The sequence below is a fragment of the Geobacillus sp. WSUCF-018B genome (assembly GCF_002809985.1).
In the GTDB taxonomy this organism is placed as follows: Bacteria; Bacillota; Bacilli; order Bacillales; family Anoxybacillaceae; genus Geobacillus; species Geobacillus thermophilus.
This window is the reverse complement of record NZ_PIJF01000003.1, coordinates 1-18,824: the sequence shown is the minus strand read 5'-3', so window position 1 is coordinate 18,824 and position 18,824 is coordinate 1. Positions and strand designations below refer to the sequence as shown.

Below are 18,824 nucleotides of genomic sequence, written 5' to 3'. Positions count from 1 at the left end.
AAATGTATAAAGATAGAAGGATTTTTGCAAAATAAAGTCAAAAAAGCAGAGGTGGGCAAAGATGAAGAAAACACTCGGATGGCTGGCCGCCTTCTCCCTTCTTCTTTTAGGCGGATGCAATGTTGGAAACAGCAATGAAGCAAACGATGGGGACCGTTCGCTTGTGCGCGTCAGAAATACGGTTGATGAGCAGGTAGAAAATAAATCGGGCCAGGAGATCGCCCGCCGGATTGCGGAGATCGCGAACCGTGTGCCGAACGTTCACGATGCTACCGCGATCGTTGTGGGCAAGTACGCCATCGTCGGCATTGACGTCGGCGCCAATGTCGACGCCTCACGCGTCGGCACGATCAAATATTCCGTTGCAGAAGCGCTGCAAAAAGACCCGTACGGCGCCAACGCAATTATTATCGCCGATCCGGACCTTTACACGCGCGTGCGCAACATCGGCCGGCAAATTGATGAGGGGCGGCCGGTGCAGGCATTCATGAACGAAATCGCCGACATCGTTGGACGGGTGATGCCGGAAGTGCCAAGCGACCTGTTTGAAACGACGCCAAATCCGACCGAAGAAAACGACGGGCAGTTGAACAACCAAGAGGAACGGCAGTTGAACGAACGTCAAGAAAAGCAGTCCAACCACCACTTAAACCGCTAAACGATTCTGCTGCGCTGTGGTATAATGGATCGGGAGGGGCATTTTCGATCTTAATGACAGCCGGAGAAGCTTTAGCGTGACAGAGAACCGAACAACGAGCCGCCTTCCGGACAAATCAATTTGTCTGGAAGGCGGTGTTGTTCGGCCGCTCGCCAGTCGAAAAATAAAAAACGTTAAAGTTTCAACGTGCATTGATATAGTTGTTGAGGTGAACCATGAGAGTCAAATGCGTGCTTTGCGAACAAATTGACACGATCGACGATGAATCGCCGCTCGCCAAACGGCTTCGCAACCGCCCGATCCATACGTACATGTGCCGTCAATGTCATGACCGCATTGCGGAAAAAACACGGATGCGGCTGGCGACAGGAAAATTCCGCTTCTATCGCGGCAACCGCACCGATGACGATTGGTAACCAAAAACCGGCACTGAGAAGCGGCCGCTTTCCAGTGCCGGTTTTGCTTTTTTATTTCTTTATGATCCGTACTTCTCGGGCTCGGCTTCGATCTGCCGCCATATCGCTTCCGCCAGCTCCACAGGGAAATGAGCCGTCTTTGTTTCCCCGCCGCACCTATATTCAACAACGTACCGCCCGCTCGCTTCGTCTTTGGCGGCCTTCACCGCCGTCACGCCGAAGTTGTTTTCCAAGATAGCCAGAAAAAACGACGCCGTGTCGCGCGCCGCCTCATCGTGCGGGCGGGCGGCGGCGACAATTTCGATTGTCAGCCAGTTGTAAAGAGCGTCTTGCACCGATTTCATGGCTTTTCTCCCTCTTTCGCCTGCCTGAGGCGGATTTTATAAATGAGCAATACGAGCGCGGCGACCGCCAATCCTTCCGCCACAGGCAAAAAAACAGCGAAAAACGTTAACACCGTGCAGCCTAGCGCCAGCAAGACGTAAATGACGGCGCTTTTCAACAGCGGCAGCCGGCGGGCAAAACCGAGACGGTAAACAAGCGCCGCCAGCAGCAAAACCGTGGCGTACAGCAGCCACATGCCGCGCTCGGGATTGCCGTCAACGTCATAAAGCGAGGCGAAAAACGTCAGCCGTTCCAGCACGTTCATACTGTTCCCTCCCGTTCACCCGAATGGCCCGCCAAAACGCAGCCCTGTTTTGTTTCCTCTCAAGCGCCGCGCGGCAGAAGCATGCACACACCGGCGCATCCAGGGCTTTCCCGGTTAGCCAAAGGCATGCCGCTTCTATTTTGCCTGTTGCGCCGCTTTCTTTCTCTTCTCCGCTTTTTCGCGCTCGCTTTTGCTTAAGATTTTTTTGCGCAAACGAATGGAAACCGGCGTCACTTCGCAATATTCATCGTCGTTCAAATACTCAAGCGCCTCTTCCAACGTCAGCAGGCGCGGCTTTTTCATCGTCACCGTCTGCTCTTTCGTCGATGAGCGCACATTCGTAACATGCTTCTCGCGGCAAATGTTGACGACAAGGTCGTTTTCCCGGTTGTGCTCGCCGACGATCATTCCTTCGTACACTTCTGTGCCCGGCTCGACAAAAATCGTGCCGCGGTCCTCAAGCTGCATAATGCTGTACGCTGTCGCCTTGCCGGTTTCCATCGAGACGAGCACCCCTTGGCGGCGGCCTCCGATCGCGCCAGCCTGCATGGGAGCGTAATGGTCAAATGAATGGTTTAAAATGCCATACCCACGCGTCAGCGACATAAATTCGCTTCGATAGCCGATCAACCCGCGCGACGGCACAAGAAAGACGAGGCGCACTTGTCCGTTGTCTCCATGCACCATATCGGCGAGTTCGCCTTTGCGGCTGCCAAGCGATTCCATAACGGCGCCGGTATACTCTTCCGGAACGTCGATCACGACTCGTTCAATCGGTTCGCACAAAACGCCATCGATCTCTTTGACAATGACTTCCGGCTTCGATACTTGCAGTTCATACCCTTCTCGGCGCATGCTTTCAATTAGAATGGCTAAATGAAGCTCGCCGCGTCCGGAAACGATCCATGCATCCGGCGAATCGGTCGGCTCGACGCGCAGGCTGACATCGGTCTCAAGCTGGGTGAGCAGCCGCTCTTCCAACTTCCGTGCCGTCACATATTTGCCTTCGCGCCCGGCAAACGGGCTGTTGTTGACAAGAAAGGTCATTTTCAGCGTCGGCTCATCAATATGAAGCGGCGGCAACGGTTCCTGGCGGTCCGGCGGACAAACGGTCTCGCCGACGTTAATGTCTTCCATTCCCGCAACAGCCACGATGTCGCCGGCGTGGGCTTCTTCAATCTCGATCCGCTTTAAGCCAATAAAGCCGAACAACTTTGTGACGCGGAACTGTCTCACGGTGCCGTCGCGCTTCAATAAGGCGACTTGCTGGCCGGTTTTCATCGTGCCGCGGAAAATGCGCCCGATGCCGATGCGGCCCACGTATTCGTTATAATCGAGCAGGGCCACCTGGAATTGCAACGGTTCATCGCGATTGTCCGCCGGCGCCGGAATATGCTCGATGATCGTCTCAAACAAGGCGGTCATGTCCCCGCCTTGCCGGTCCGGGTCAAGGCTTGATGTTCCGCGCAGCGCCGATGTGTACACGACCGGAAACTCAAGCTGCTCCTCCGAAGCGCCGAGTTCAATAAACAAGTCGATCACTTCATCGACGACTTCCGCCGGACGGGCAAACTCGCGGTCGATTTTGTTGACGACGACAATCGGCACAAGCTGCTGCTCAAGCGCTTTTTTGAGCACAAACCGCGTTTGCGGCATGCAGCCTTCGTACGCATCGACGACAAGCAAGACGCCGTCAACAAGGCGCATGATCCGCTCCACTTCCCCGCCGAAATCGGCGTGCCCCGGTGTATCCAAAATGTTGATGCGCGTCCCTTTATACAACACAGCAGTATTTTTGGCTAAAATCGTAATGCCGCGCTCACGCTCCAAATCGTTGCGATCAAGCGCCCGCTCCTCGACTTGTTCGTTTTCGCGGAATGTCCCCGACTGCCGGAGCAGTTGGTCGACGAGCGTCGTTTTTCCATGGTCGACGTGGGCGATAATCGCAATATTGCGAAGATCCATTCGTTTCTTGGTCAATGTTGGTCACTCCTGTTAGACAAGCTGCTCGTCTATTATATCACAAAACATAGAAAATCAGCATATTTTCGTCTCTTCACCACAACATGTACTTGACAAGCCATGCGGTTTGCTGCAGAACGATAGGCCAAAATCGCTCATTTGGCAATTTTTCCTCACAGGCGCCAATAAGGGATGTTTCAAAAAAATCAAGTATAACGTTTGGTGAAGAGCCGTATTTTCCGGTACACTAGAAAAAGACGCCTCATTTTCCGAGAAAGGAGTCAAGCGGATGAAACGCATCGAACCTGTGCCGCTGCTACTCGCCATCCTCGCTGTCGCCGCCGTCATGGCGATCGGCGTTTTCATCGCTGAGCAAAGCGCAACCGGCATCGCCGTCTCGACGCTCACGTTTATCGCCATCATGGGCGCCGGGTTCGTTCGCAAAAAGCGGATGCGCGAATAAAAAAACGGGACTGATCCGAAAACGCACTCGCATTTTGGATCAGCCCCTTTTCTTGCTGCAGCCTCCTTCTCGTCAGCCCCGAAGGTAGCGCTGCAAAATTTCCTCATGCACGCCCGGCTTGGCGGCAAGCACAGAGCTGCGGTTGAGCAGATCGATCGGCTTTCCGTCGAGGTTCGTCATGATTCCGCCCGCCTCTTCAATTAAAATCATCCCGCCGGCAAAATCCCACGGCGACAGGCGCGGCGAAATGTAGGCGTCCAAGCGGCCGGCTGCGACATAGGCGAGCTCGAGCGCCGCCGACCCGTACGAACGCGTGCCGCGCGCATCTTTGGCCAGCCTCACGAGTGGACGATGGTCGAGACGTTTATTTTCCATGAGCCATGTGCCATTAATGGCGATGATCGATTCCGCCACCGGTGCCGGCTGCAAGCGGCCGAGCGGCTCGCCGTTCAAAAACAGCCCCTTCCCTTTTTGCGCGGTATACAGCTCGTCAAAGACAACGTCATACACATAGCCAAGCTGGCCGACGCCATCTTCGAAAATGCCGACCGACACGGCAAAGTGGCGCCGCTGATGGACAAAGTTCATCGTTCCGTCAATCGGGTCAATGACCCATACAACGCCGTCCAATGCGGCCAGCTCATCACCGAACCCTTCTTCGCCCAACAGGCGATGGCCGGGAAATTGGCGGCGGATGTGCTCGGCGAAAAACTGCTCAATGCCGCGGTCGACGTTCGACACCAAGTCGTTGCGGTTTTCCTTCGTTTCCACAGTCAGCGGCTCCGCAAACGAGGCGCGGATGCGCTGTCCCGCTTCTGCAATCCATTGCCGGGCATACTGGTCGATCTCTTCCCATTTTCCTGCCATGTCTATTCCTCCCGCTTTTATTATGTACGCAGCAGCCGGAAAGGGGTGGGCACCGCTCAAGAAAAAAACGAACCGCAAAGATGGTTCGCCTTAAAAATGGTCATACTTGAAGGCGCATCAGTTCTTGGCGCAGCTTTTCAAGCCGCCGTTTGCATTCTCTTTTCTTTTCTTCATCGTTTTCCATCATGGCTTCATACAGCGTCGCCAATTCATAATCAAGTTCGAGCCGCAACACCGCCATGCGTTTGTCTCCGTCTGGCCGTTTCAGCGAATTGGCGGTTTTTTTCATCTTCGTCCGCACCCCTTTCTCGATCATCCGCTAAACTTCCGGCGCCCCTCACGGAATGTGCTGCTTCGTTTTGTTTTATATTATATTATGTGGAAAAAGGGGTGTATGCAACTAATTTGTGCGTTTACCTACCGCGTTTCGCCCGCTTGGCCCGATGTGAATCCAGTCACCGTTTTTTGCCTCTTTCATCTGCTTGATGACCGCGTACGATGAATAGCCGCTTTCCTTTTCAAACTCGGCATACAGCCGGTTTTCCTCGCTTTTCGACGGGACGATCTCTTTGAAACGGCGGTATATCTCCATTAATTCTTCGCGTTTCATCCCCCGCTCATACGCCGTTTCGACCGCCGTAAAAAATTTAATGACATCAATGATTTCTTGCGTCGACCAATCATACGAAAACGGGTACGAATAGCCCATTGTTTCACCTCCGCCGTTAGTTTGCCCAACGGCGCCGAATTTGTTCCGCCTCGCCGATCATGCGAGCAAACAGTTCAGCGACCGACGGAATGTCGTGAATAAGCCCAATCGCCTGTCCGGCCCAAGCGAACCCTTCATCCACCTTCCCTTCGTAAATAAAGCGCCGATTCGCCTCTCCGCTAATGTATTCTTTCAAATCGTCATACGTGCCGCCTTGGCGCTCAATTTCCAATATTTTTTCTGTCCACTTGTTGGCAATTGCCCGCCCCGGCGCTCCGAGCGACCGTTTGATGACCACTGTGTCATGCTCACTGGCGTTCACGATCATGTCTTTGTATATCGGATGGGCGTGAACGCATTCTTTCGTGGCGATAAACCGCGTGCCCATTTCAATTCCTTCCGCTCCAAGCGCCAGCGCCGCCATAAGCCCGCGCCCGTCGGCGATCCCGCCCGAAGCGATGACCGGAATCGATACGGAATCAACGACTTTCGGGATGAGGACGAACGTGCCGGTGTCATATTTGCCAAGGTGGCCGCCCCCTTCCTGCCCGACGACCATCACCGCATCGGCGCCAAGCTCTTCCGCTTTGACCGCTTGGCGAACAGCTGCGACAAGCACTAATGTTTTGACGTTCGTTCCTTTCAGCAGTTCAAAAAACGGCGCCGGATTGCCGCCTGTGACCGAGACGACCGGCACGCCCTCATCAAGCGCCGCCTCAAGCATATGAGCGAACGGGCGGCCGTGCTGGCCGATGGCAAAATTAACTCCAAACGGCCGGTCCGTCTTTTCTTTCACTTTGCGGATTTCCTCGCGCAAGCGCTCCGGGCTTTCAAGCGACATCGCCGTAATTTGGCCGAGCCCGCCGGCGTTGGAGACGGCGGCGGCCAAGTCGGCGTACGCCAGATAGGCTAATCCCCCTTGAATGATTGGATATGTAATGCCGAGCAACTCGGTCACTCTCGTGTTCCATTCCATCGATTCATTCCCCCTTTTGATGTTATCCTTCTTTTACTTCTTGTTTTGATCGCCATTCTCCTTTTTTGGTGCAACATTCTTTTCTTCTTTGCAAACGAACAAATAAATGCTATAATGCATTTGTTTTATTTTTAAGGTAAAGAGGTGTGGGGAACCATTGTCACAACTCGAAACACCATTGTTTACCGGACTGTTGGAGCATATGAAAAAAAATCCGGTTCAATTTCACATCCCCGGCCATAAAAAAGGGGCCGGCATGGATCCGGAGTTTCGCGCCTTCATCGGAGAAAACGCCTTGGCGATCGATTTAATCAACATCAGTCCGCTCGACGATTTGCATCATCCGAAAGGGATGATCAAACGTGCACAGGAGCTCGCCGCCGAAGCGTTCGGCGCCGATTACACGTTTTTCTCAGTGCAAGGGACGAGCGGGGCGATCATGACGATGGTCATGTCGGTCGCCGGACCGGGCGATAAAATTATTGTGCCGCGCAACGTCCATAAATCGGTCATGTCTGCAATCGTCTTTTCTGGGGCGACGCCGATTTTCATCCATCCGGAAATTGACAAGGAGCTCGGTATTTCCCACGGCATTACGCCACAGGCAGTGGAAAAAGCGCTCCACCAACACCCGGATGCCAAAGGGGTGCTCGTCATCAACCCGACGTATTTTGGCATTGCCGGCGATTTGAAAAAAATCGTCGAGATCGCCCACTCGTACAACGTTCCGGTGCTTGTCGACGAAGCGCACGGCGTGCACATTCATTTTCATGAGGACTTGCCGCTCTCCGCGATGCAAGCCGGGGCCGATATGGCGGCGACAAGCGTCCATAAGCTCGGCGGATCGCTGACGCAAAGCTCGATTTTAAATGTGCGCGAAGGGCTCGTCTCCGCGAAGCACGTGCAAGCGATCTTAAGCATGTTGACGACGACGTCGACGTCGTATTTGTTGCTCGCTTCGCTCGATGTCGCCCGCAAACAGCTGGCGACGAAAGGGCGGGAGCTCATTGACAAGGCGATCCGCCTCGCGGAATGGACACGGCGGCAAATCAACGAAATTCCATATTTGTACTGCGTCGGTGAAGAAATTTTAGGCACGGAAGCGACGTACGACTACGATCCAACGAAGCTGATCATCTCCGTCAAGGAGCTCGGCTTGACCGGCCATGATGTCGAACAATGGCTCCGCGAAACGTATAACATCGAAGTGGAGCTTTCGGATTTGTATAACATTTTGTGCATCATCACGCCAGGCGACAGCGAGCGGGAAACCGGGCTGCTCGTTTCGGCCCTCCGCCGCCTGTCGGACGAGTTCAGCCATCAGGCGGAAAAAGGAGTCAAACCGAAAGTGCTGCTTCCAGATATCCCGGCCTTAGCCTTGACGCCGCGCGACGCGTTTTATGCTGAAACAGAAGTCGTGCCGTTTCACGAGTCAGCCGGACGGATCATCGCGGAATTTGTGATGGTGTATCCGCCGGGCATCCCGATTTTTATTCCCGGTGAAATCATTACGGAGGAAAATTTGAAGTATATCGAGACAAACTTGGCCGCCGGCCTGCCGGTGCAAGGCCCTGAGGACGATACGCTGCAGACGTTGCGCGTCATCAAAGAATATAAGCCGATTCGTTGAATGCACAAGCCGGTTTTCCCGGCTTGTTTTTTTGGGCCAAAATCAACGGCGCGCATGTGCTTTGCCTCACATGCGCGCCTATCCGTTCCTTCCCCCGTTTGTTTGCCCGCCTTATTCTTTTTCTCCGTCCTCGCGGTCATGACCGCAGCAATCGCATTTCCCGTAAAGCGTTGTCACTTTTTCATCTTCAAAATACGCAATTGTCGCTTCACACGTTTGGCATACGATCGTGCCCATCCCCAAAACCCCTTTATGATGATAAATGTTGTTGTTGGTTTTATAATAATATATCATATTTAGATTGTCAATCCCAATTTGTATGTCACATTTCGGATTATGACGGCTCTTTTATGACACCAAACTTTTTCACCGCAGTCCGGAAAAACATGGTACAATGAAGACGAGAGAGACAAAAAGATGGCGAAAGGAGAGAAGGGCGTTGAATGCAAGCCTAAAGCTGCCGGGGGGAAAATCGATCAGCATCGAGGAAATCAAACAGTTGCTCGAACGTTACCGAGCCGCGCTGCGCAAAACGGGGGAGCAACTTGGATGGGCGTACGAGCAGGCAGCCTTTCCATACACGGTGCATGAACGCGACCACGTTCTTTATTTGCAAGGCGACGGCCGCTTATACAAAGGGATGGCCATTGCCGTGCGGACAGCCGGAGAAGAAACATGGATTGAGCTGGCATTGGCGCCGGGAGCAACGCACGGGGACAAAGGAAAAGCAAACGAATTCAGCAAATGGATGGCCAAAACGCTTGGCGGCGAACTGCGTTTATTCAGCGGCCGGACGATGTCGTTCGGCCGCGCGTAAACAGCGGCATGGGACCGCTGTTTTTTTGTTCGCCGAACAGCGCCGCTTCCGCACCCAAGGGGCAGATCATGGAATAGATTGCCATATGAAATACTGGCCGGCAAAATACACCGCCGCCGTAGCAGCTGTTGTAAGGAGCGCTTTGCGCGTCGCCAAGCCGAGCTGGCGCGCCAGTAAAAACGCTATGTACATGAAGACGCACAACATCAAGCCGCGGAAAAACGGCCGGTCCCGCCCCGACAGCCACTCGATCAAGGAAAAACTGCTCCAAATCATCATTTGCAGCAAAAAGGCGACATACGCTTTCATCATTTCCATCTCCCGCTTTTCTTTACCATAACGATATGAAACGAAAGCGGAAAATAGTATGAAAAACAGGACAAGAAATGCGCCATTCCCGCATGATAAGAAAAACGACCGGGCCAAGCCCGGTCGTTTCACAGTTACTTCGTAATGATATGAATCGGTGTGCCAAGCGCCACTTCCGCCGCTTCCATGGCAATTTCGCCAAGCGTCGGATGGGCATGGATCGTCAAAGCGATGTCTTCCGCCGTCATGCCGGCTTCAATGGCGAGCCCAAGCTCGGCGATCATGTCAGAAGCATTTGGACCGATGATTTGCGCACCAATGACGACGCCGTCCTCTTTGCGGACAACGAGCTTCAAGAAGCCGTCCGTATCGTTCAGCGCCAAGGCGCGGCCGTTGGCAGCAAACGGGAATTTCGCGGCAATGACGTCAATGCCCTCGTCTTTCGCCTGCTGCTCAAAATAGCCGACCGACGCGCATTCCGGATCGGAGAAGACAACGGCTGGAATGGCCACGTAATCGACTGCCGACGGATGGCCGGCGATGGCTTCCGCAGCCACTTTTCCTTCATACGACGCTTTATGGGCGAGCGCCGGGCCTGGAACGATGTCGCCGATCGCAAAAATGTTCGGCACGCTCGTGCGGCATTGATGATCGACTTCGATCAAGCCGCGGTCTGTCATTTTCACGCCGAGCTGCTCGAGCCCAAGCTCGTCCGTATTCGGCCGGCGGCCGACGGTGACGAGCACATAGTCGGCGTCAATCGTTTTCGTTTCGCCATTCGCCTCATACGTGACCGTGACGCCGTCTTCGCGTTCTTCGGCCCCTTTCGCCAATGCGTTCGTCACGACTTCAACGCCTTTTTTCTTCAGGCGCTTCTTGATGATGGCGGCCATTTGCTTCTCAAAACCGGACAAAATTTCGCCGGCCCCTTCTAAAATGTTCACTTTCGTCCCAAAGTTGGCGTAAGCCGTACCGAGTTCGATGCCAATATAGCCGCCGCCGATGACCACGAGCGATTTCGGCACTTCCCCAAGGTTGAGAGCTCCCGTCGAGTCAAGAATGCGGTTGGAAAACTTGAAGTTCGGGAGCTCGATCGGACGCGAGCCGGTGGCGATAATCGCGTTTTTAAACGTATACGTCTGCGCGCTATCGCCGTTGACGACACGCACCGTATTGGCGTCGACGAAGTACGCTTCCCCTTTGACGATCTCTACTTTGTTTCCTTTTAACAGCCCTTCGACGCCGCCCGTTAATTTTTTCACGACGCTTGCTTTCCATTCTTGCACTTTGGCAAAATCGACGGTGACGTTCTCCGCCTTAATGCCCATTTCTTCGGAATGCTTCGCCTGCTCATAGCGGTGGCTTGCGGAGATCAGCGCCTTTGACGGGATGCAGCCAACATTTAAGCAGACGCCGCCTAAATTGCCCTTTTCCACAATCGTCACTTTTTGTCCGAGCTGCGCGGCGCGGATGGCGGCGACATACCCGCCAGGACCGGCGCCGACGACAAGCGTTTCCGTTTCAATTGCAAAATCGCCAACTACCATCGTTTTACGCCTCCATTAGTAATAATTCTGGGTCACTCAACAGCCGTTTGATATGGTTGAGCGCTTTTTGCGCTGTCGCCCCGTCGATCATCCGGTGGTCAAAGCTGAGCGAGAGCGCCAGCATCGGGGCAGCGACAATTTCACCGTCACGGACGATCGGCTTTTCCGCAATGCGGCCGATGCCAAGAATCGCCACTTCCGGATGGTTGATGACCGGGGTAAACCATTGCCCGCCGGCCGAACCGATGTTTGTAATCGTGCACGAAGCGCCTTTCATTTCTCCCGGCGTCAGTTTGCCGTCGCGCGCTTTTTCAGCGAGTTCGTTGATTTCCTTCGCCAGCGCGAAAATCGGCTTCCGGTCGGCATGTTTAATGACCGGCACAAGCAAGCCGCGGTCCGTATCAGCGGCGATGCCGATATTGTAATAATGCTTCCGGATGATTTCTTCCGTCTCATCATCAATGGACGTATTCAACACTGGGTATTCACGCAGCGCGGAAACGAGCGCTTTGACGACGTACGGCAAAAACGTTAGCTTGATGCCTTTTTCCGCGGCAATAGCCTTGAATTTTTTCCGGTGAGCAACAAGCTTCGTCACATCGGCTTCGTCCATCAGCGTCACGTGCGGGGCCGTATGTTTCGAATGCACCATGGCCTTGGCGATCGCCCGACGGATGCCGCTCATTTTCTCGCGCGTTTCCGGGAATTCGCCTTCTGGCGCCGCCGGTTTCGCTGCCGCCGGCGCCGCTTTTTCCTCCGCTGCGGCCGGTGCCGGTTTTGCGCCGCCGGCAAGGAAAGCGTCAATATCTTCTTTCAGGACGCGGCCGTTTTTGCCCGTTCCTTGGACAAGCCGAATATCGACGCCTTTTTCGCGCGCATACTTGCGCACGGACGGCATGGCGATGACGCGGCGGTTCGGGTCAGCCTCCGCTTCAGCTGCCGGTGCATTGGGAGCGACAGCGTCAACCTTTTCCTCTTTCGACACCGTTTCCGTTTTTTCCTCTTTTTTCGCTTCTTCTTGCTCTTGTCCTTTAAACGTCATGTTTTCATAACCCGGCGCATCGAGCGTGATGAGCGTTTGCCCGACCGTTGCCACTGTTCCCTCCGGGACGAGGATTTCAAGCACTTTCCCTTTGACCGGGGAGGGAATTTCGACAACCGCCTTGTCATTTTGCACTTCGCACAATACATCGTCTTCGTTCACTTCATCGCCCGGTTTCACAAACCATTTGACAATTTCACCTTCGTGGATGCCTTCGCCAATGTCCGGCAGCTTAAATTCAAAAGCCACTGTAGGTCGACCTCCTATCGTTTGCCGAAAATGGGCGGGGGAAGGCGTTCCGCTCCCCCGAATTTGTCCGCTGTTAGAAGTTCATCACTTTTTTCGCCGTTTCGATTACATCTTTAAAGTTCGGCAGCCATACCGATTCCGCCTGAGCAAACGGATAGACCGTGTCCGGAGCGGCCACGCGCAACACCGGCGCCTCAAGGCTTAAGATGGCGCGTTCGTTAATCTCCGCCACGACGTTGGCGGCGATGCCAGCCTGCCGTTGCGCTTCTTGAACGACAATGGCGCGGCCCGTTTTTTCGACCGAACCGATGATCGTTTCAATATCGAGCGGCTGCACGGTGCGCAAGTCGACGACTTCGGCAGAAATGCCTTCCTTCTCTAATTCTGCCGCCGCTTTTAACGATTCATGCACCATGGCGCCGTACGCGATGATCGTGATGTCTTTTCCTTCCCGCTTAATGTCCGCCTTGCCGATCGGAATCGTGTATTCCCCTTCCGGCACTTCCTGACGGAACGAACGGTACAGCTTCAAATGTTCAAGGAAAATGACCGGGTCGTTGTCGCGAATCGCCGAGATGAGCAGCCCTTTCGCATCATACGGCGTCGACGGAATGACAACCTTCAAGCCTGGCTGTTGGGCGACAAGCCCTTCCAAGCTGTCTGAGTGCAACTCCGGCGTATGGACGCCGCCGCCAAACGGAGAACGGATCGTAATCGGCATATGGTAGCGTCCGCCCGTACGATAGCGGATGCGCGCCATTTGCCCGCAAATCGAATCCATCGCTTCATACACGAAGCCGAAAAACTGGATTTCCGGCACCGGGCGAAACCCTTGCAGCGCCAAACCGATCGCCAAGCCGCCGATTCCTGATTCGGCGAGCGGCGTGTCAAAAACGCGATCTTCGCCAAATTCGGCCTGCAGCCCTTCCGTCGCCCGGAATACGCCGCCGTTGACCCCAACGTCTTCCCCGAAAATGAGCACGTTCGGATCATTTTTCAACTCGATGCGCAGCGCATCGGTGATCGCCTGAACCATTGTCATTTGCGCCATGGCTTACTTCGACTCCTTCTCTTTGTAAATTTCATACTGCTCCTTCAAATTGAACGGCAGCTCTTCAAACATGATGCTGATCAAGTCGGTCACTTTTTGTTTCGGCGTTTCGTCCGCTTTTTTGATCGCTTCCTTGATGTCCTCTTTCGCCTGCTCGATGACGCGGTTTTCTTCCTCTTCGCTCCATAAACCTTTCGCTTCTAAAAACTTGCGGAAGCGGACAAGCGGGTCTTTTTTCGCCCATTCGTTTTCGAGTTCTTTCGAACGATAGCGCGTCGGATCGTCACCGGACATCGTATGCGGGCCATAGCGGAAGCAGAGCGTTTCAATGAGCGTCGGCCCTTCGCCGTTAATGGCGCGCTCGCGAGCAGCTTTGACCGCTGCGTAGACCGCAAGCGGGTCCATGCCGTCAACTTGAATGCCCGGAATGCCGGCGGCGACTGCTTTTTGCGCCAATGTTTTGGCAACGGTTTGCTTTTCGACCGGCGTCGAGATGGCAAAGCGGTTGTTTTGCACGACAAAGATGGCCGGCGCCTTAAACGCCCCCGCAAAGTTGATCCCTTCGTAGAAATCGCCTTGCGACGTGCCGCCGTCGCCCGTATATGTAATCGCCACTGCTTTTTTGCCCCGCATTTTCAAGCCGAGCGCCACGCCGGCCGCTTGAATGTATTGGGCGCCGATGATGATTTGCGGCGGCAAGACGTTGACGCCTTCAGGAATTTGGTTGCCATGAAAGTGGCCGCGCGAGAACAAAAACGCCTGATACAGCGGAAGCCCATGCCAAATGATTTGCGGAACGTCGCGATATCCCGGCAAAATAAAATCTTCTTTTTCCAATGCAAAATGGCTGGCAATTTGGCTCGCTTCCTGCCCGGCGGTCGGCGCATAAAACCCGAGTCTCCCTTGGCGGTTCAACGAAATGGAGCGCTGGTCAAGAATGCGCGTATACACCATGCGGCGCATCAGCTCTTTCAGCTGCTCATCGCTCAGCTCCGGCATCGCCTCTTCATTGACGACTTCTCCTTCCTCATTCAAAATTTGAAATGTCGGGAACTGCTCGGCTACTTTCTCGAGCTGCTCCGCAAATGGGAATTGGAAGGTCTTTACACCCATCTTGTTCACCTCTGCCTTTCATCAAGAAATTTGGAAATCAGGCTGTCTTCATCCATATACTATTAATGTACCCAAAAGAAAGAAGAAATAAAAAGCAGCCGCCGCTTGGCGCAACGGAAACCGAAAACGGCGCCGACATCTGTATTACTATTTTTTATATCCTCATTAACACAGCATCTGTTCGCAAGTTTTAGTTTACACTTTATTTTTCACGCCGTCAACGACTTTGATTTTCCGTTGCTTTCCCTTTTGTCTCCTGGTTGTATTTGGAATCAGGAACATTCCTGAAAACATCTGTTATATTACATCGAAACAACACTGTATTAATTCTGTATTATATTTTTCGGGAAATGCAAAACGCAATGTCCGTTCACGTTATTGACAGCGCTTTCTTAAGTTTCTTTTCCGATTATTCCTTATACGCCGATAATATCTCCAGACGGCCGCATTTTCATTTACGGCGCACAGGCATTTTTGTTAGACTAACACTGTAGACCGCGATGCGAGAGACAGGAGTGAAAAGGCGAATGATCACCATGAAAGATATCATTAAAGAAGGGCATCCGACGCTGCGGAAAGTGGCTGAGCCCGTTCCGCTGCCGCCTACAGAGGAAGACAAACGCATTTTGCAAAGCTTGCTTGACTATGTGAAAATGAGCCAAGATCCGGAACTGGCGGCCAAATACGGCCTGCGGCCCGGCATCGGCCTCGCCGCTCCGCAAATCAACGTCTCCAAACGGATGATTGCCGTCCATGTCACTGATGAAAACGGAACGCTGTACAGCTATGCCTTGTTCAATCCGAAAATCGTCAGCCACTCTGTGCAGCAATGTTATTTGACGACGGGGGAAGGCTGCCTGTCGGTCGACCGTGATGTGCCCGGATACGTACCGCGCTATGCCCGCATCACGGTCACCGGCACGACGCTCGACGGCGAGGAAGTCACCTTGCGCCTCAAAGGATTGCCAGCCATCGTCTTCCAGCATGAAATCGACCATTTAAACGGCATTATGTTTTATGACCGCATCAATCCGGACGACCCGTTCCAAGTACCAGACGGGGCGATCCCGATCGGGCGCTGAACCGTGGCCGGCCATGCCAAACAGCCGCCCCGCCGAATGAGCGGCGGGGCGGCTGTTTATGGAATCAATTGCAATTGTTTCAATCCGTACCATATGCCTTCTTCACTGACCGGTTTCGTTACAAAATCGGCGACCCGTTTCACTTCCTCATGGGCATTTCCCATCGCCACGCCGGTTCCGACGAACGACAACATTTCAATGTCGTTCAGCCCATCGCCGAACGCATACACATCGCCTTTGTCAATCCCGAGCTTCTCAATCATCAGGCGGATCCCCTCCGCTTTCGATCCCCCTGCCGGCAGCACATCGGTCGACACATCGTGCCAGCGGACAAAACGGAATTCTGGATAATTGCGCACGTACGGTTCTTCTTCTGCGGCGCGGCAAAACAGCAGCGCTTGGTAAATGTCATTGTTTTCGTAATAAAGGGGATCGACAGGCGGGTGGGAAAACTTCAAGCTTCCCATGCTGACATGAATGTGCGGATGGTCGCCGACGCTCGCCCTCATTTCCTCCGCGTCCATAAAGACGAGCGGATGACCGTTGCGGTGGGCGTCCTCAGCCAACGTCCGCACTTTCTCGCGGCGGAGCGGACGCTTATGCAGGACAGTTCCTTCAAAAACGACGTATTGCCCGTTGAAGCTGACGAACGAGTCGATCCCAAGCTGGCGGCGTACATCCGCAAACATAAACGGCGCCCGGCCGGTGGCGATGGCGACATAGACGCCGGCCTGTTTTAGCTGACGGATCGCCTCAACGGTTGATGGCGGCAGCTGTTTTTGTTCATCAAGCAGCGTGCCGTCAATGTCGAAAAACACGATTTTTCTGCCCACGTTCTCTTCTCCTTGCCGAAAATGTATTCACTGTTTACCGTACTGAAAAACAATTGGAATGTCAACCGAAAGACACGGCTCGTTCCATTTTTACCCATGAAAAACAAGCCTCCACCTACATAACATATATAATAGAAACATTTACTTTCGTCGCAAATTGAGTACAATAAAAAGTAAGGAGTGATGAAAAATGTTGAAAAAGCTGAAAAAAAAGCTGCTTCAACAGTGGAAAGATTTGCTCCGGAAAAAATTGATCGCCTAACTGTTCCAACAACAGCCCTTCGGACGGAAGGGCTTCTTTCCCACTTTGGCGAATGAAACGGCCAAAATCCGTCAAAGATGATACGTACCGTCGGCACACCTCCCGCCTGTTTTTTGCTTTTGAACGACAAAAAACATGAAAACGGGGTTGCATTTTTATATAATGGAAAAGCAATCATTGTACGATAAGGAGAGATTCGGTCATGATTTTCAAAGTGTTTTACCAAGACAACGCGGAAGAGGTGCCCGTGAGAGAAAAAACGAAAACACTCTACATTGAAGCAGAATCAGAGCGGGAAGTACGCCAAAAGCTGCAAAACCGTCCGATCAATATCGAGTATATTCAGCCGTTAGAGGGGGCGCATTTGGAGTACGAAAAGAAAAGCGCTAATTTTCAAGTATTGGAGATCTCATCATGAAACTATTAACGGATCAGCAAGTCGGTGTGTTTGCCCTCGGCGGACTGGGTGAAATCGGGAAAAATACATATGGCGTACAATTTCAAGACGAAATTATTGTGATTGACGCGGGCATCAAGTTTCCAGAAGACGAATTGCTCGGCATCGACTACGTCATCCCGGACTATTCGTATTTAGTCAAGCACGCGGAAAAAGTGAAAGGGCTGTTCATTACCCATGGGCATGAAGACCATATCGGCGGCATTCCGTATTTGCTCCGGCAGGTGAACATCCCGATTTACGGCGGCAAGCTGGCGCTCGGGCTCATCCGCAATAAACTCGAAGAGCACGGGTTGCTGCGTCAGGCAAAACTCATTGAAATTCGCGAAGAGGATGTCATTCGCTTCCAAAAAACAGCGGTCACTTTTTTCCGGACGACGCACAGCATTCCGGACAGCTACGGCATCGTCGTTAAAACGCCGGTTGGCCAAATCGTCCACACAGGAGACTTTAAATTCGACTTTACACCGGTCGGCGAACCGGCAAATTTGACAAAAATGGCAGAAATCGGGAAGGAAGGCGTGCTTTGCTTGCTCTCGGACAGCACGAACAGTGAAATTCCGCATTTCACGATGTCCGAGCGGCGCGTCGGCGAGAGCATCCACGACATTTTCCGCAAAGTGAACGGCCGGATTATTTTTGCAACGTTTGCGTCCAACATCCATCGGCTTCAACAAGTGACCGAAGCGGCGGTCGCCAACAACCGGAAAATCGCTGTCTTCGGCCGCAGCATGGAAGCGGCGATTGAAATCGGCCAAGAACTCGGTTACATCAAATGCCCAAAAGGCACGTTTGTTGACGCTAACGAAATCAACCGCCTGCCGGCCAATCGGGTGACGATTTTGTGCACCGGCAGCCAAGGCGAGCCGATGGCGGCGTTGTCGCGCATCGCCAACGGCACGCACCGGCAAATTCAAATCATCCCAGGCGACACGGTTGTTTTCTCCTCATCGCCAATTCCGGGCAACACCGTGAGCGTCAACCGGACGATCAACATGCTGTACAGAGCCGGTGCGGAAGTGATCCACGGCCCGCTTAACGACATCCATACGTCCGGCCACGGCGGGCAAGAAGAGCAAAAACTGATGATCCGGCTCATGAAGCCAAAATATTTCATGCCGATCCACGGCGAATACCGGATGCAAAAAATGCACGCCAAGCTCGCCATTGACTGCGGCGTGCCGGAGGAAAACTGCTTTATTATGGACAATGGCGAGGTGCTCGGCATCAGTGAACACGAGGCGCGCATCGTCGGCAAAATTCCGTCCGGCTCCGTTTATATTGACGGCAGCGGCGTCGGCGACATCGGCAACATCGTCTTGCGCGACCGCCGCATTTTGTCAGAGGAAGGACTCGTCATCGTTGTCGTCAGCATCAACATGAAAGAATTCAAAATCGCTGCCGGGCCAGATATTATCTCCCGCGGCTTCGTCTACATGCGCGAGTCAGGCGACTTGATCAGCGAGGCGCAGGCGCTCATTGCGAAACATCTCGAAAAAGTGCTTGAGCGGAAAACGAATCAATGGTCGGAAATTAAAAATGAAATCACCGAAACGCTCGCCCCGTTCTTGTATGAACGGACGAGACGGCGGCCAATGATTTTGCCGATTATTATGGAAATTTAACAAAAAAATGGGGCTGACCCAAAAGTCCGCCAAAAAGCGGACTTTTGGAGTCAGCCCTCTCTGGTTTTTGTATATTTTACCAAACGGAACAAAATTCCGACTCTGTT

General features: G+C 53.2%; 23 protein-coding genes. 9 read left to right on the top strand and 14 right to left on the bottom strand.

Features of this window, described 5'->3' with window-relative positions:
* Positions 1-61: 61 nt before the first annotated feature.
* Both CV944_RS01735 and CV944_RS01730 read left to right on the top strand, forming a co-directional pair.
* Positions 62-658: a YhcN/YlaJ family sporulation lipoprotein gene (locus CV944_RS01735; RefSeq protein WP_044742650.1), complete on the top strand. Its 597-nt coding sequence runs from the start codon at positions 62-64 to the stop codon at positions 656-658.
* Between the two features lie 215 nt (positions 659-873).
* Positions 874-1,074: a YlaI family protein gene (locus CV944_RS01730; RefSeq protein ID WP_044742649.1), complete on the top strand. Its 201-nt coding sequence runs from the start codon at positions 874-876 to the stop codon at positions 1,072-1,074.
* 59 nt (positions 1,075-1,133) lie between these two features.
* On the opposite strand, the gene CV944_RS01725 is transcribed toward CV944_RS01730, so the two are convergent.
* The 3 genes from CV944_RS01725 to typA all read right to left on the bottom strand — a co-directional run bounded on the left by CV944_RS01725 (position 1,134) and on the right by typA (position 3,703).
* Positions 1,134-1,418 carry a hypothetical protein gene (locus CV944_RS01725; RefSeq protein ID WP_033008503.1) on the bottom strand — a complete coding sequence of 95 codons (285 nt, stop codon included), beginning with the start codon at positions 1,416-1,418 and terminating at the stop codon, positions 1,134-1,136.
* The gene (locus tag CV944_RS01720; protein ID WP_033008502.1) at positions 1,415-1,723 is read right to left on the bottom strand and encodes a YlaH-like family protein; all 309 of its coding nucleotides are present in this window, start codon (positions 1,721-1,723) and stop codon (positions 1,415-1,417) included. Before CV944_RS01720 ends, CV944_RS01725 begins: the two co-directional genes overlap by 4 nt.
* 135 nt (positions 1,724-1,858) lie before the next feature.
* Positions 1,859-3,703 carry a translational GTPase TypA gene (typA, locus tag CV944_RS01715; RefSeq protein ID WP_033008501.1) on the bottom strand — a complete coding sequence of 615 codons (1,845 nt, stop codon included), beginning with the start codon at positions 3,701-3,703 and terminating at the stop codon, positions 1,859-1,861.
* A gap of 271 nt (positions 3,704-3,974) precedes the next feature.
* On the opposite strand from typA, the gene CV944_RS17250 reads away from it, so the two are divergent.
* On the top strand, positions 3,975-4,148 hold the full coding sequence (locus CV944_RS17250; protein WP_158236218.1) for a DUF5325 family protein: 174 nt from the start codon (positions 3,975-3,977) through the stop codon (positions 4,146-4,148).
* Between the two features lie 72 nt (positions 4,149-4,220).
* On the opposite strand, the gene CV944_RS01710 is transcribed toward CV944_RS17250, so the two are convergent.
* From CV944_RS01710 to CV944_RS01695, 4 genes are all read right to left on the bottom strand, one after another.
* Complete coding sequence (locus CV944_RS01710; protein ID WP_063330698.1) at positions 4,221-5,015, bottom strand: inositol monophosphatase family protein; 795 nt, start codon at positions 5,013-5,015, stop codon at positions 4,221-4,223.
* A gap of 100 nt (positions 5,016-5,115) precedes the next feature.
* The gene (locus CV944_RS01705; protein WP_171697956.1) at positions 5,116-5,331 is read right to left on the bottom strand and encodes a hypothetical protein; all 216 of its coding nucleotides are present in this window, start codon (positions 5,329-5,331) and stop codon (positions 5,116-5,118) included.
* Positions 5,332-5,415: 84 nt separating this feature from the next.
* Positions 5,416-5,724 (bottom strand): UPF0223 family protein, encoded by a 309-nt coding sequence (locus CV944_RS01700; protein ID WP_047818080.1) that lies wholly within the window; start codon positions 5,722-5,724, stop codon positions 5,416-5,418.
* Positions 5,725-5,740: 16 nt separating this feature from the next.
* The gene (locus CV944_RS01695) at positions 5,741-6,700 is read right to left on the bottom strand and encodes an NAD(P)H-dependent flavin oxidoreductase (RefSeq protein ID WP_033008497.1); all 960 of its coding nucleotides are present in this window, start codon (positions 6,698-6,700) and stop codon (positions 5,741-5,743) included.
* Between the two features lie 157 nt (positions 6,701-6,857).
* Here CV944_RS01695 and CV944_RS01690 point away from each other — a divergent pair, with 157 nt between their 5' ends.
* A complete protein-coding gene (locus CV944_RS01690) occupies positions 6,858-8,330 on the top strand; it encodes an aminotransferase class I/II-fold pyridoxal phosphate-dependent enzyme (RefSeq protein WP_100663787.1) in 1,473 nt (490 codons plus the stop codon).
* A gap of 111 nt (positions 8,331-8,441) precedes the next feature.
* Here the strand turns inward: CV944_RS01690 and CV944_RS01685 are convergent, their stop codons facing one another.
* The gene (locus tag CV944_RS01685) at positions 8,442-8,567 is read right to left on the bottom strand and encodes a GapA-binding peptide SR1P (protein WP_033008492.1); all 126 of its coding nucleotides are present in this window, start codon (positions 8,565-8,567) and stop codon (positions 8,442-8,444) included.
* Positions 8,568-8,769: 202 nt separating this feature from the next.
* Between CV944_RS01685 and CV944_RS01680 the strand changes: the two genes are divergently transcribed.
* On the top strand, positions 8,770-9,147 hold the full coding sequence (locus CV944_RS01680; protein ID WP_033008491.1) for a DUF1885 family protein: 378 nt from the start codon (positions 8,770-8,772) through the stop codon (positions 9,145-9,147).
* Positions 9,148-9,213: 66 nt separating this feature from the next.
* Here CV944_RS01680 and CV944_RS01675 read toward each other — a convergent pair whose 3' ends face one another.
* From CV944_RS01675 to pdhA, 5 genes are all read right to left on the bottom strand, one after another.
* On the bottom strand, positions 9,214-9,456 hold the full coding sequence (locus tag CV944_RS01675) for a hypothetical protein (RefSeq protein WP_100663796.1): 243 nt from the start codon (positions 9,454-9,456) through the stop codon (positions 9,214-9,216).
* Between the two features lie 134 nt (positions 9,457-9,590).
* Complete coding sequence (gene lpdA, locus CV944_RS01670) at positions 9,591-11,003, bottom strand: dihydrolipoyl dehydrogenase (RefSeq protein ID WP_100663786.1); 1,413 nt, start codon at positions 11,001-11,003, stop codon at positions 9,591-9,593.
* A gap of 4 nt (positions 11,004-11,007) precedes the next feature.
* Complete coding sequence (locus CV944_RS01665) at positions 11,008-12,294, bottom strand: dihydrolipoamide acetyltransferase family protein (protein ID WP_100663785.1); 1,287 nt, start codon at positions 12,292-12,294, stop codon at positions 11,008-11,010.
* 73 nt (positions 12,295-12,367) lie between these two features.
* Positions 12,368-13,345: a pyruvate dehydrogenase complex E1 component subunit beta gene (gene pdhB, locus CV944_RS01660; protein WP_033008487.1), complete on the bottom strand. Its 978-nt coding sequence runs from the start codon at positions 13,343-13,345 to the stop codon at positions 12,368-12,370.
* Between the two features lie 3 nt (positions 13,346-13,348).
* Positions 13,349-14,458, bottom strand: coding sequence for a pyruvate dehydrogenase (acetyl-transferring) E1 component subunit alpha (gene pdhA / locus CV944_RS01655; protein ID WP_100663784.1), 1,110 nt, complete (start codon positions 14,456-14,458; stop codon positions 13,349-13,351).
* A 527-nt stretch (positions 14,459-14,985) separates the two neighbouring features.
* On the opposite strand from pdhA, the gene def reads away from it, so the two are divergent.
* Positions 14,986-15,540, top strand: a complete 555-nt coding sequence (gene def, locus CV944_RS01650) for a peptide deformylase (protein WP_100659463.1) — start codon at positions 14,986-14,988, stop codon at positions 15,538-15,540.
* Between the two features lie 56 nt (positions 15,541-15,596).
* On the opposite strand, the gene CV944_RS01645 is transcribed toward def, so the two are convergent.
* Positions 15,597-16,373, bottom strand: a complete 777-nt coding sequence (locus CV944_RS01645) for a Cof-type HAD-IIB family hydrolase (RefSeq protein ID WP_033008483.1) — start codon at positions 16,371-16,373, stop codon at positions 15,597-15,599.
* A 183-nt stretch (positions 16,374-16,556) separates the two neighbouring features.
* Here CV944_RS01645 and CV944_RS17830 point away from each other — a divergent pair, with 183 nt between their 5' ends.
* The 3 genes from CV944_RS17830 to rnjA all read left to right on the top strand — a co-directional run bounded on the left by CV944_RS17830 (position 16,557) and on the right by rnjA (position 18,717).
* Positions 16,557-16,691 (top strand): hypothetical protein, encoded by a 135-nt coding sequence (locus CV944_RS17830; RefSeq protein ID WP_255350129.1) that lies wholly within the window; start codon positions 16,557-16,559, stop codon positions 16,689-16,691.
* 146 nt (positions 16,692-16,837) lie between these two features.
* On the top strand, positions 16,838-17,053 hold the full coding sequence (locus CV944_RS01640; protein WP_033008480.1) for a DNA-dependent RNA polymerase subunit epsilon: 216 nt from the start codon (positions 16,838-16,840) through the stop codon (positions 17,051-17,053).
* A complete protein-coding gene (gene rnjA / locus CV944_RS01635) occupies positions 17,050-18,717 on the top strand; it encodes a ribonuclease J1 (protein ID WP_033008479.1) in 1,668 nt (555 codons plus the stop codon). Before CV944_RS01640 ends, rnjA begins: the two co-directional genes overlap by 4 nt.
* Positions 18,718-18,824 lie beyond the last annotated feature (107 nt).

Excerpts from the sequence above, each read along its gene's own strand:
- CV944_RS01735 (WP_044742650.1), top strand. The coding sequence starts at position 62 with ATGAAGAAAACACTCGGATGGCTGGCCGCCTTCTCCCTTCTTCTTTTA.
- CV944_RS01730 (WP_044742649.1), top strand. The coding sequence starts at position 874 with ATGAGAGTCAAATGCGTGCTTTGCGAACAAATTGACACGATCGACGAT.
- CV944_RS01725 (WP_033008503.1), bottom strand. The coding sequence starts at position 1,418 with ATGAAATCGGTGCAAGACGCTCTTTACAACTGGCTGACAATCGAAATT.
- CV944_RS01720 (WP_033008502.1), bottom strand. The coding sequence starts at position 1,723 with ATGAACGTGCTGGAACGGCTGACGTTTTTCGCCTCGCTTTATGACGTT.
- CV944_RS17250 (WP_158236218.1), top strand. The coding sequence starts at position 3,975 with ATGAAACGCATCGAACCTGTGCCGCTGCTACTCGCCATCCTCGCTGTC.
- CV944_RS01710 (WP_063330698.1), bottom strand. The coding sequence starts at position 5,015 with ATGGCAGGAAAATGGGAAGAGATCGACCAGTATGCCCGGCAATGGATT.
- CV944_RS01705 (WP_171697956.1), bottom strand. The coding sequence starts at position 5,331 with ATGATCGAGAAAGGGGTGCGGACGAAGATGAAAAAAACCGCCAATTCG.
- CV944_RS01700 (WP_047818080.1), bottom strand. The coding sequence starts at position 5,724 with ATGGGCTATTCGTACCCGTTTTCGTATGATTGGTCGACGCAAGAAATC.
- CV944_RS01695 (WP_033008497.1), bottom strand. The coding sequence starts at position 6,700 with ATGGAATGGAACACGAGAGTGACCGAGTTGCTCGGCATTACATATCCA.
- CV944_RS01685 (WP_033008492.1), bottom strand. The coding sequence starts at position 8,567 with ATGGGCACGATCGTATGCCAAACGTGTGAAGCGACAATTGCGTATTTT.
- CV944_RS01675 (WP_100663796.1), bottom strand. The coding sequence starts at position 9,456 with ATGAAAGCGTATGTCGCCTTTTTGCTGCAAATGATGATTTGGAGCAGT.
- lpdA (WP_100663786.1), bottom strand. The coding sequence starts at position 11,003 with ATGGTAGTTGGCGATTTTGCAATTGAAACGGAAACGCTTGTCGTCGGC.
- pdhB (WP_033008487.1), bottom strand. The coding sequence starts at position 13,345 with ATGGCGCAAATGACAATGGTTCAGGCGATCACCGATGCGCTGCGCATC.
- pdhA (WP_100663784.1), bottom strand. The coding sequence starts at position 14,458 with ATGGGTGTAAAGACCTTCCAATTCCCATTTGCGGAGCAGCTCGAGAAA.
- def (WP_100659463.1), top strand. The coding sequence starts at position 14,986 with ATGATCACCATGAAAGATATCATTAAAGAAGGGCATCCGACGCTGCGG.
- CV944_RS17830 (WP_255350129.1), top strand. The coding sequence starts at position 16,557 with ATGAAAAATGTTGAAAAAGCTGAAAAAAAAGCTGCTTCAACAGTGGAA.
- CV944_RS01640 (WP_033008480.1), top strand. The coding sequence starts at position 16,838 with ATGATTTTCAAAGTGTTTTACCAAGACAACGCGGAAGAGGTGCCCGTG.
- rnjA (WP_033008479.1), top strand. The coding sequence starts at position 17,050 with ATGAAACTATTAACGGATCAGCAAGTCGGTGTGTTTGCCCTCGGCGGA.